The organism is Streptomyces sp. NPDC043726, from assembly GCF_056436565.1.
On record NZ_JBWKCI010000015.1, the window covers coordinates 195,932 to 207,351 of the forward strand.

The window sequence follows — 11,420 nt, forward strand, 5'->3', positions numbered from 1 at the left end:
GCGCCTGCCTCAGGCGGGCCGGCGGGAGTCGCTCCGACCGTGGCCGACGTCGGCCTGCGCTGCCGCCCCGCCGCGAGAGATCCGCGTCAGATCGGCCGCCAAGGACTCCAGCCACTCGACCACGGCGTAGTACCGCCGCGGCGCGCCCACCGGCTCGGCGCTGAACTCGGTGGACACCGGGTCGATCCGCGGGACGGGCGTGGAGGGTGTGTCCGCGCCGGGGTCCAGAGCCGCGGAGACCAGCAGCATCCGCCCGGCCATCCGTTCACCGAGCGCCTCCACCGCCCGGGCGGTCGCCGGGGGCAGCACAGTGACGGGCGGAGCCAGCAGCCGCTCCGAGCCCCACAGCGTGTGGTGGCCGGCGATGAGCGTCGCCTGCCAGTCCACCGACGCCCGCCCACCCCGCCGGGCGCCCGTGAAGGGTGTGGGTTCGCTCTGGAACTGCGCGTAGGCCGACTCGGCGAGGACGACCGCGTGGTGCAGGGACCGGTGCCCAGGCGCGGCCGCCGGCACGATCGTGGCCGCGCCGCCCGCCACCGACGAGGTCGTCGCCACCACGACTTCCGCGGCCGTGCGCAGGAGTTCGGCGGCAGCGCGGCGCAACTCGTCGTGCGCCCCTCGCGGCCAGGCCAGCAGCCCGAACACCATGCCGATCGTGCTGCCGATCAGCACGTCGAGCATGCGCACCTCCGCCAGCTGCCAGGTGGACGGCGCCAGCTGCGCGAACACCAGGGCGACCAGCACCGTGAACAGGCCCTGCGCCCAGCCGACTCCTCGGACCGGCCCGACGGTGAAGGCGAACAGCATCCACACGGGCAGCAGCACGGCGTAGACGTCCGTGTGTGTGCCCACCAGGGTCAGCGTCGCGGCGGTCAGCAGCGCCCCGGCGAGCGTGCCCGTGAGGGCGAGCCGGACGGTGTGCCGGGTCGCCTCCAGGGTGGTTCTGGTGAGGCTGAGTGTGGCGAGCATGGCCCAGAACCCGTGCGGCAGCGTGTCGATCCCCGCGACGAGCCGCGCCGCCGTGAGAGCCAGCGCGATCCGCACCGCGTTCTGGAAGAACACCGAGCGATGCCCCGCGTGGCCGCGCAGCCGGTGCCACCACAGCACCGGGGACGGCACGGTGGAGTACCAGAAGCGCTCCGGCGCCACCTCCACTTCGGCATGCCGACCGCGTACGGCACGGTCGGCCGCCGCCCCCAGAGCCAGGGCCGCATCCGCGATCTCCAGCACGGCCGCGTGTCCGCGCAGCACCGCCGGCGGAAACCCGGGCCGCCGCGCGGGCGTCCCCGCGGACAGGTCCGACAGCGCGGCACGCGCCGCGGACAGTTCCCTGTACGGCCCCACTGGCGAGGGCCCGTCGCGCAGACAGGCCGCCGTCGCCGTGGAGAGGTCCGCCACCGCACGCAGCACGGCGGTCACCTCACGCTCCGGCGCCCGGGGCGGGGAAGGCAGCCACGCCAGACGGTTCAGCAGCGTACGCACGGCGAGCCCGGTGTGCGCGAGGGCCCGCTCCCGCACCCCGGGACCGGCCGGACGCTCCGCCTCGGGCACCATCAGCGACCGCAGCCCCCGGCCGGTCTCCTCCGCCGCATCACGGTCCGCGGTGCCGAGGACATACGGCGGTACGGCCAGGGCTCGCGCACAGTGCGCCGCGGTCTGCGCGGCGTGGGCCGTCCGTTCTCGGTACGGTGTCGGGGCGGCCTCGGGGAAGAGCAACGCCTCGGCGGCGATCAGCAGCACCAGCCCGGTCGTCGTACCGACCAGCCGGTCATCGAGCGAGCCGGGGTCGTACGGCGGGAACGACGGCAGGATGTACAGCAGCTGCAGCCCCGGCGCCACCCCCGCCGGACGGGGACCGCCCACAGCGGAGAAGGCCAGCGCGAAGCCGACCGCCAGCATCCCGACGACGGCACTCCAGGTACGCACCGACAGATACGTGCCGACGACCACCAGCACCCAGCACACCGGCAGCACCCGCAACATGATCGCGGCGCGCTGCCGTCCGGTCCCGGGAATCCGCGACAGCCCGCCGAGGGCTATCGCTCCGAACAGGGCGTAGGTCGCCGCTACGGGACTGTCGAGCCCGTAGCGGAAGAGGTAGAAGGCGAACGCGGCGGCCAGGGTCACGCGCACGGCCCGGCGGCCGGAAGCGGTGTAGGCCGCCGGGAGCCAATCGGCTGGGGCACCCCTCACCTCTTCAGGATCACCCAGCCCTCCCGGGAACGCCCCTCGGCGCTGATGGTGGGGTTCACCAGTCCCGCCACTGGTCCGTGAGCTCGTACCGGCCGAGCCCGCGGCGGACGGTCAGCGCTGCGACGTCGACCCCGTGCTCCGTGAGGGCGTCGTCGATGTAGAGGCAGAGCTGCTCGCGCTCATCGGTGTCGAAGGCGCAGGCGTCGTGAGCCGCATTCACCGCGTTCAGGGCCAGGACGACGCGCTTGACGACGGCGACGACCTGCTCGTCGCCGCCGCCGTCGGCGAGAGTGGTCAGCTCGGCCTCGAAGGCGTCCAGGACGGTATCGGTGGCCGACAGGAGCTCGTCCGGGAAGAGGGCGACCATGCATGCGCAGTCAGGATCCAAGGTGCCGGCGGCAAGCTCCGCTGCTTCCTCGGCCATGCATCGGCGCCAGTTCGTCGTCGGTGGTTCAGCCATGAGGCTGGACCGTACAGAGCGGGTCTGACAACGAGGCCGCTGGCACGCTCATTGAGCGGCCCAAGCGGGAGCGTCAAGTCCGGTTCGGATATTCGGTGTTCTGCCCGCCCTGCGCGGACGCAGGATGGTGCGCATGACTTTGGCCACCCCCGTCCTGCGCACCGCTCGCCTGCGCCTGCGTCCCTTCTCCGACACGGACGCGGATCCTCTCTTCGCGCTGCACAGCAGTGCCCACGTGCTGCGCTACTGGGACTCCCCGCCGTGGACCGAGCGGGCTCGGGCCGACCGCTTCATCGCGACGTGCCGGAAGATGGCGGACGAAGGCACCGGAGCCCGGGTGGCCATCGACCGCGCTTCTGATGGGGCCTTCGTCGGGTGGTGCGGTCTGAGCGGATGGAACCCGGACTACCGCAGTGCGTCGCTGGGCTACGTCCTCGGCGATGAGATGTGGAGTCGCGGATACGCCACGGAAGCCGCGCAGGCCGTGCTGGAGTGGGCATTCGACACACTGGACCTGAACCGGGTTCAGGCGGAGACCGATACACGCAACCTGGCATCCGCCCGGGTTCTGGAGAAGCTCGGATTCGTGCGGGAGGGGACACTGCGGGAAGACTGCGTCGTGAACGGCGAGGTGTCCGACTCGTGGGTGTTCGGGTTGATCAGGCGAGAGTGGCAGCCGTCGACAGTGCCGACCCCGGCGCGCTGAGCAAGCCGCTCCCGAGGCGGACACCTCGCGACGATTTCCGCAAGTGCTCAATGGACCCTGGCTATGTGGGGATGGTCCGGGGACGCCGGGCAGACGTGAAGCTGGAGGCTGTTGCCGCCCGCGATATGCGACTCCTCGCAGTACGGCCACGGCTCGTCCCCCGGTAGTCGTGCGTGCCAGCGGGGCCAGTTGAGGAATGAGTTGCGTATTCGCTGTAGCCCTCGGCCGATCGTCACCCTGTGTCAGTGCTCTGCGGCATGATGACCGGCGTGAACACCGAGATTCTGATAGACGTCTGGCAGCGGCTTCTTGCCGACCCCCGTAAGTCGTGGGTGCTGTTCGAGCACGGCACGTGTGTCGTGCTGACCGCCCCGGAAGGGGAGCTGGCTGAACAGGCCACCGACCTCCTCGAGAAGTTCGGCCCGGCGCACGCCGGGTCCTCGGCGGGAGACTTTGGGGTCGTCGACCTCGAGGACGTCGAGGGATGGGTCGTCACCGGGCATCACAACGACGTCCTCACCTATGTCGGCCCCGACGAGCCTCAGGATCAGTCGCAGATCGCTGTCGGGTTGCTCGGACGTTCCAAGCGTCACCGGGACGGCACCGAGCTCCACGTCATCCACGTCGAGGACAAGCGAGGCTCAGCGGACCCGGCGTGAGTTCCGTGCTTCGGATCTGCGAGGGTGACCTCCGTGTTCAGCGATGACACGAGCTTCTGGCTCAGCGGGCGCAAGGCAAACACATCGCACACCGCTTCCAGGTCCACGGCAACCTCGTAGTAGTCCTCGGCGAAGCGCTGGAACGCCTCCGGTGACCGGTCGCCCAGGAGCTCGAACAGGCCCAGCGCCCCGTCGGGGTCGGAACTCCCGGCGGGGAAGTCGATCACGCCGTGCCACCACCGATCGTCCGTCGCCTCCCGCCCCAGGCAGGCCGTCACGACGGGGACGCCGTCCCCGGCCGCAGCGAACACGATGGAGTACTCGTCCCCGACCTGCGCATCGACGCCATCTCCTCGCCGTCGGCCCAGCCGGCATCGAAGGAGTGGTACCGGCCTTCCCAGTCCGGGCTCAAGACCGCTTCGAGGATCGCCAGTGAGCGGCACAGGTTCCGCAGGTCAGCGATGGAGGGGAGCCGGCGAGCTACGTCGTAGGCAGTCACGCGCCCATCCCACCGCATGCTCATGACACCCACAACCTCGCCGCGGGCTGGCATGCCCGAGACTTTGTCCTGAGTGTGGAAAAAGAAGCGTCGTACTCATGCGTAAGTACTTCCCACTCTGGAAAATCGTTGTTACGTTCCTCCTCAACAGCCCGATGGCACAGTCAGTGGAGACAGGTGCCGGTGTCCTCAGCCGTGGGTGAGGGGAGAGGAGGGATCGTGCGACGGATGACTGCTCGACCTGAGAACACGCATCAGGCGCGGCTGCTTCGGCTACTGCGTGACCATGGGTCCAACTCCCGCGCCCAGATGGGTGACCTGGTGGACCTGTCCCGTTCGAAGCTCGCCGTGGAGGTGGACCGGCTGCTGGAGACAGGGCTGGTTGTCGCGGACGGGCTCGCCCCCAGCCGGGGCGGCAGGCGGTCGCACAACATCCGGCTCAACCCGGGGCTCCGCTTCCTCGGCGTCGACATCGGCGCCACATCCATCGATGTCGCCGTCACCAACGCGGAGTTGGAGGTTCTCGGGCATCTGAACCAGCCGATGGACGTGCGCGAGGGGCCGGTCGCGGTCTTCGAGCAGGTCCTCGCCATGGCCGCCAAGCTGAAGGCCTCCGGACTCGCGGAGGGCTTCGACGGCGCCGGGATCGGCGTCCCGGGGCCGGTCCGCTTCCCCGAGGGCGTGCCGGTCGCGCCGCCGATCATGCCGGGCTGGGACGGCTTCCCCGTGCGGGAGGCGCTCAGCCAGGAACTCGGCTGCCCGGTCATGGTCGACAACGACGTGAACCTGATGGCGATGGGGGAGGAGCACGCGGGCGTCGCACGTTCCGTGGGCGACTTCCTGTGCGTCAAGATCGGGACCGGTATCGGCTGCGGGATCGTCGTGGGCGGCCAGGTCTACCGGGGGACGACCGGCAGCGCCGGCGACATCGGTCATATCCAGGTGGAACCGGCGGGCCGTGCGTGTGCGTGCGGCAACCGGGGTTGCCTTGAGGCGCACTTCAGCGGTGCCGCGCTGGCCGGTGACGCCGAGCAGGCCGCCCGTGAGGGCCGGTCGGCTGAGCTTGCCGCCCGACTGGAGGCCGCCGGGCGTCTGACGGCCGAGGATGTCTCGGCCGCCGCGGCGGCGGGGGACGCGGTGGCACTGGAGATGATCCGGGAGGGTGGGAAGCGTCTGGGTCAGGTCATCGCCGGGCTGGTGAGCTTCTTCAATCCGGGACTGGTGGTGATCGGCGGCGGTGTGACCGGCCTCGGGCACACCCTGCTGGCCAGTGTCCGGACCCAGGTGTACCGGCAGTCATTGCCGCTGGCCACGGGTAACCTGCCCATCGTTCTTGGGGAGTTGGGACCGGTCGCCGGAGCCATCGGCGCGGCCCGGCTCATCACCGATCACGTCTTCTCGCCGGCCTGATCGCGGTCGGCTTGATGCTCCACACGTTGACCCCGGCCGACCACGTCCTCTCCATGCCGTGATCGCTGCCGGTCACTCGCCGCCGCGCCAAGGCGGCAGTCCTGCAGCGCTTGCACAACAGGCGTAAGCGCTACTTGACCTGTGTCCCGGCACGCTCATGACGCCTCGGCAACCCCGACCGGCGTCCCGGCAAGCGCATGACGCCTTGGCCCGCACAACCGCTTCACCCCAACTCCCTTACAGAGCAAGCAACTTCGCCGCCCCAGCCGTAGCCCTCGTAGGACGGCCGACCCACCCCCGCCCGCCTCGGCGCACGCCACGCGCGCCATGGGTTTCTCAGTCCTGCCCGCAGTCCCGAACCACCCTGTCCAGCTCTGCCCGCTCACGGTCCGCACCTGCCGAGGGGATTCCTCATGGCACCACAACCACCCCTGCTCACCATGTCCGGTATCACCAAGTCGTTCCCGGGTGTCCGCGCCCTGGACGGTGTGGATCTCGAAGTCCAAGCAGGCGAAGTCCACTGCCTCCTCGGCCAGAACGGCGCCGGCAAGTCCACGTTGATCAAAGTGCTCGCCGGAGCCCACCAGCCCGACGGCGGGGAGATCACCTGGCAGGGCGAGCCGGTCTCCCTGGGATCGCCGATCGCCGCCATGCGCCTGGGCATCGCCACCATCTACCAGGAACTCGACCTGATAGAGGGGCTGTCCGTCGCGGAGAACGTCTTCCTCGGGCATGAACCGACGTCCGCCGGGTTCGTGGTGCGCGGCTCCGCCGCGCGGACGGCGACCGCCGAGCTGCTGCGGCGGCTCGGGCACGCGGAGATCGATCCCGGGCGGCTCGTCGGGGACCTCTCCGCGGCGCAGCAGCAGATCGTCTCCATGGCCCGCGCGCTGTCCCACGAGGTCCGGCTGATCGTGATGGACGAGCCGTCCGCGGCGCTGGACCCCGAAGAGGTCGACAACCTCTTCAGGATCGTGGGCGATCTGACGGCCGACGGTGTCGCCGTCGTCTACATCTCCCACCGGCTCGAGGAGATCCGGCGCATCGGCGACCGGGTCACGGTCCTGAAGGAGGGCCGCTCGGTCGCCGGCGGTGTGCCCGCCAAGTCGACGCCGACCCATGAGGTCGTCGCCCTGATGACCGGGAGGAACGTCGAGTACGTCTTCCCCGAGCGGCCCAAGGCGGGCTTCGCGGCGGGACGGGAGCCCGTCCTGAAGGTCGAAGGGCTCACCCGGCGAGGGGAGTTCGCGCCCGTCGATCTGGAGCTGCGGCCCGGTGAGATCGTCGGTCTGGCCGGGCTCGTCGGGTCCGGGCGCAGCGAGATACTGGAGACGATCTACGGCGCCCGCAGGCCGGACGGCGGCCGGGTCCTCGTCGACGGAGCCCTCTTGCGCCCGGGCAGCGTCCGCGCCGCCGTCGGCGCCGGGATCGGTCTGGCGCCCGAGGAACGCAAGGCGCAGGGCCTGCTGATGCTCGAGTCGGTCACCAGCAACGTCTCGGTCTCGACGCTGTCCCGGTTCGCCCGTGCGGGCTGGCTCGACCGGCGCGCCGAGCGGGCCGCGGCGCACCAGGCGGTCCGGGAACTGTCGCTGCGGCCGGACAATCCCGATGCCGCGATCAGGACCCTGTCCGGTGGCAACCAGCAGAAGGCGGTGCTCGCCCGCTGGCTGTTGCGCGGCTGCAAGGTGCTGCTGCTGGACGAGCCGACCCGAGGCGTCGACATCGGTGCCCGGGCGGAGCTCTACGCCGTGATTCGCCGCCTGGCCGACGAGGGCCTGGCCGTACTGCTCGTCTCCAGTGAGGTGCCCGAAGTCCTGGGCCTCGCCGACCGGGTGCTGGTGCTGCGGGAAGGCAGCGTCGTGCACACGGCGGACGCTCGGGAGCTCGACGAGCACCGAGTACTCGATCTTGTGATGGAAGGAAGCCTGACGCCATGACGCAGCCGGCCACCACGGCGCAGCAGGACGCGCCGACGTCCGCCGCCACGTCCGAGACGGACAAGGAGAACGCGCGCCGACCGCTCGGACTGAAGTGGGACGTGCGCAGCCTGTCGCTGCTCGGAGTCCTCGCCGCCCTTGTCGTCGTCGGTGGGATCACCGCCCCGGACGAGTTCCTGGCGACGAGCAATCTGCAACTCGTCCTCACCCAGGCGTCCGTGATCGGTGTCGTCACCGTCGGCATGACGTTCGTCATCACCAGCGGCGGTATCGACCTGTCGGTCGGCGCGATGGTGGCGCTGGCCTCGGTATGGGCGACAACCGTGGCAACCCAGGAGTTCGGCTTCGCCGGCATCCTCTTCACGGCTGTCGTCGTCGGCGTGGGATGCGGCCTCGTCAACGGCGTGCTCATCGCCTACGGCAGGATGGTGCCGTTCATCGCGACGCTGGCCATGCTGGCCTCCGCCCGCGGTCTGGCGCTGCAGATCACGGACGGCAGCACCCAGATCGTCACCGTCGAGTCGGTGCTGGACCTCGGTTCCCGGGACGCCTACGTCCTCGGCATACCGCCCCTGGTGCTGATCTTCGCCGCGGTCACCGTGCTCGGCTGGCTGATCCTGAACCGCACCACCTTCGGCCGCCGTACCGTCGCCGTCGGCGGCAACGCGGAAGCGGCCCGCCTCGCCGGCATCGATGTCCGCCGCCAGCGTCTGTACCTGTACCTGCTGTCCGGACTGTGCTGCGGTATCGCCGCGTTCATGCTGATCGTGCTCGCCGGCTCGGGCCAGAACACCAACGGCAACCTCTACGAGCTGGACGCCATCGCCGCCGCGATCATCGGCGGCACCCTGCTCAGCGGCGGCCGCGGCACCATCATCGGCTCCGTCCTCGGCGTCCTGATCTTCACCACGATCACCAACATCTTCGCCCTGAACAACCTGGAGACCGCCGTCCAGCAGATCGCCAAGGGCGCCATCATCGTCGCCGCCGTCCTGGTCCAGCGCCGCTCACTGCACGGCGACACCTGACGCCGTACGGCACACCGCGCCGTGGCGCGGAACGCCGTGCCGACACAGGCCGGGACGCGCACTCCGCCGTACAGGACACGCCGCCGCACCTCATACGCCGGACGGCGGGCACCGCCGTCCGGCCCCACCCCGCCAACCTCCTCCACTCCCAGCACAACGCCCAGTCGAAGGGTCGATCCGCCATGGCAAGAATCCCCGCCACCAGCCGCAGAGCACTCCTGTTCGGCACCGCCGCCGCTTCCGCCGGCGCGCTGCTGACGGCCTGCACCAGCAATGAGCCCGCGAACCAGGACGAGGTCGCCGACAAGGCCCCGGTCGCCGACGACAAGCCCGGCAAGCCCGTCACCATCGGCTTCGCAGGACCGCAGGCCGACCACGGCTGGCTGAACGCCATCAACGACAACGCCAAGTCGCGGGCGAAGAAGTACTCCGACGTCACTCTGGAGATCACCGAGGGCTCCAACGACACCGCCCAGCAGATCGGCCAGATCCAGACGCTGATCAACAAGAAGGTCGACGTGCTGGTGATCCTCCCGGCCGACGGCAAGGCGCTCACCCAGGTCGGCCTGGAGGCCATGAGGGCGGGCATCCCGGTCATCAACCTCGACCGCATCTTCAACTCCCCGCAGGCGTACCGCTGCTGGATCGGCGGCGACAACTACGGCATGGGCCTGAACGCCGGGCACTACATCGGCGAGCAGCTCAAGGACAAGAAGAACGCCAAGGTCGTCGAACTCGCCGGGCTGGACAACCTGGAGCTGACCCAGCAGCGCACGCAGGGCTTCGACGACGCCCTGAAGAACTACCCCAACATCAAGAAGGTGGCCCGCCAGGCGGCCGACTTCACGGTGGAGTCCGGGCAGGCCAAGATGGCGCAACTGCTGCAGGCCCAGTCCAAGTTCGACGCGCTGTGGAACCACGACGACGACCAGGGCGTCGGCGCGCTGCGCGCCATCGAGCAGGCCGGCCGCGACGACTTCCTCATGGTCGGCGGCGCGGGCGCCAAGTCCGCGATGGACGCCATCAAGTCCGGTAACAGCGTGCTCAAGGCGACCGTCCTGTACCCGCCGACGATGGCCGCCTCCGCCATCGATCTCGCCCGCGCGCTCGGCCAGAGCAAGGGCGTCGGCGGCCTCGCCGAGTTCGAGATCCCGTCCTCGCTGACCCTCTACTCGGCCGTGGTCACCAAGGACAACGTCGACCAGTACCTGCCGACCGGCTTCATCTAGCCGGTCCGGGCCGAGCGGCCCACCAACGAACGTTGAGTCAGTGACACTCCGACAAGGAGGATTCCGTATGGAACACAGGGGCAGTGGGACCGCACCGCCGACCCTCGGCGTGGGCATGGTCGGATACGCGTTCATGGGCGCCGCGCACTCACAGGGGTGGCGCACCGTGGGCCACGTCTTCGACCTGCCGCTGCGGCCGGTCCTGGCCGCGATCGCCGGCCGCGACGCGCACGCCGTGCGGGCGGCGGCCGACAAGCACGGCTGGGCCGCCGCGGAGACCGACTGGCGCGCCCTGCTGGCCCGCGACGACGTGCAGCTCGTCGACATCTGCACCCCGGGCGACAGCCATGCGGAGATCGCGATCGCGGCGCTGGAGGCGGGCAAGCACGTGCTGTGCGAGAAGCCCCTGGCCAATTCGGTCGCCGAGGCGGAGGCCATGCTCACGGCGGCCGAAGCGGCCCGTGAGCGGGGGCAGTTGGCGATGGTGGGCTTCAACTACCGGCGGGTGCCCGCGCTCACCTTCGCCCGCTGGCTCATCGCCGAGGGCAGGCTCGGCGCACTGCGCCACGTACGGGTCAGCTACCTCCAGGACTGGCTGGTCGACCCCGACTTCCCGCTGACGTGGCGGCTGCAGCGGGAGCACGCGGGCTCGGGGGCGCTGGGCGACCTCGGCGCGCACATCGTCGACCTCGCCCAGTACCTGGCGGGGGAGGAGCTGGTCGGGGTCTCCGCCCAGATGGAGACCTTCGTCAAGGAACGGCCCCGCCTCGACGGCGCCTCCGCGGGCCTGACCGCCTCCGCCGGCACCCGGCGCGGGCCGGTCACGGTCGACGACGCGGCAGTCTTCACCGGCCGTCTCGCCTCGGGGGCGCTCGCCACGTTCGAGGCCACCCGGATGGCGTCGGGACGCAAGAACGCCCTGCGCCTGGAGATCAACGGCGAGTCCGGGTCGCTCGCCTTCGACCTGGAGCGGCTCAACGAGCTGTCCTTCCATGACCACCGCGAGCCGGCCGCCACGGCGGGGTTCCGCAGGATCGTCGTCACCGAGCCCGACCACCCCTACCTGGAGGGCTGGTGGCCGCCGGGCCACGGTCTCGGTTACGAGCACACCTTCGTCCACCAGGCCCGCGACCTGGTCGAGGCCATCGCCTCCGGCACCGATCCGATGCCGTCGTTCGCCGATGGTCTGCAGGTGCAGCGGGTGCTCGCGGCGGTGGAGGAGAGCGCCGAGAAGAACTCCGTCTACACGCCCATAGCGGTCTGAGGAGGCCTCTGATCATGCCGCGCACCTTCACGCTC

At 70.4% G+C, this 11,420-nt stretch carries 9 protein-coding genes; 7 read left to right on the forward strand and 2 right to left on the reverse strand.

The window, feature by feature from the left end; all coding sequences use genetic code 11:
* Nucleotides 1-9 precede the first annotated feature (9 nt).
* Complete coding sequence (locus tag AC068Z_RS35605) at nucleotides 10-2,193, reverse strand: FUSC family protein (protein ID WP_478565423.1); 2,184 nt, start codon at nucleotides 2,191-2,193, stop codon at nucleotides 10-12.
* Nucleotides 2,194-2,248: 55 nt separating this feature from the next.
* Nucleotides 2,249-2,653: a hypothetical protein gene (locus AC068Z_RS35610; protein ID WP_478565426.1), complete on the reverse strand. Its 405-nt coding sequence runs from the start codon at nucleotides 2,651-2,653 to the stop codon at nucleotides 2,249-2,251.
* Nucleotides 2,654-2,786: 133 nt separating this feature from the next.
* On the opposite strand from AC068Z_RS35610, the gene AC068Z_RS35615 reads away from it, so the two are divergent.
* The 7 genes from AC068Z_RS35615 (at nucleotide 2,787) to AC068Z_RS35645 (ending at nucleotide 11,385) form a co-directional block, all read left to right on the forward strand.
* Nucleotides 2,787-3,359, forward strand: a complete 573-nt coding sequence (locus tag AC068Z_RS35615) for a GNAT family N-acetyltransferase (RefSeq protein ID WP_478565429.1) — start codon at nucleotides 2,787-2,789, stop codon at nucleotides 3,357-3,359.
* Between the two features lie 257 nt (nucleotides 3,360-3,616).
* Nucleotides 3,617-4,018 carry a hypothetical protein gene (locus tag AC068Z_RS35620; protein WP_478565432.1) on the forward strand — a complete coding sequence of 134 codons (402 nt, stop codon included), beginning with the start codon at nucleotides 3,617-3,619 and terminating at the stop codon, nucleotides 4,016-4,018.
* A gap of 727 nt (nucleotides 4,019-4,745) precedes the next feature.
* On the forward strand, nucleotides 4,746-5,927 hold the full coding sequence (locus AC068Z_RS35625) for an ROK family transcriptional regulator (RefSeq protein WP_478565435.1): 1,182 nt from the start codon (nucleotides 4,746-4,748) through the stop codon (nucleotides 5,925-5,927).
* 413 nt (nucleotides 5,928-6,340) lie between these two features.
* Nucleotides 6,341-7,864 carry a sugar ABC transporter ATP-binding protein gene (locus AC068Z_RS35630; RefSeq protein WP_478565438.1) on the forward strand — a complete coding sequence of 508 codons (1,524 nt, stop codon included), beginning with the start codon at nucleotides 6,341-6,343 and terminating at the stop codon, nucleotides 7,862-7,864.
* Nucleotides 7,861-8,892 (forward strand): ABC transporter permease, encoded by a 1,032-nt coding sequence (locus AC068Z_RS35635; RefSeq protein ID WP_478565441.1) that lies wholly within the window; start codon nucleotides 7,861-7,863, stop codon nucleotides 8,890-8,892. The genes AC068Z_RS35630 and AC068Z_RS35635 overlap by 4 nt, the downstream gene beginning before the upstream one ends.
* A gap of 182 nt (nucleotides 8,893-9,074) precedes the next feature.
* A complete protein-coding gene (locus tag AC068Z_RS35640) occupies nucleotides 9,075-10,121 on the forward strand; it encodes a substrate-binding domain-containing protein (protein WP_478565444.1) in 1,047 nt (348 codons plus the stop codon).
* 67 nt (nucleotides 10,122-10,188) lie between these two features.
* The gene (locus AC068Z_RS35645; protein ID WP_478565447.1) at nucleotides 10,189-11,385 is read left to right on the forward strand and encodes a Gfo/Idh/MocA family protein; all 1,197 of its coding nucleotides are present in this window, start codon (nucleotides 10,189-10,191) and stop codon (nucleotides 11,383-11,385) included.
* Nucleotides 11,386-11,420: the final 35 nt, after the last annotated feature.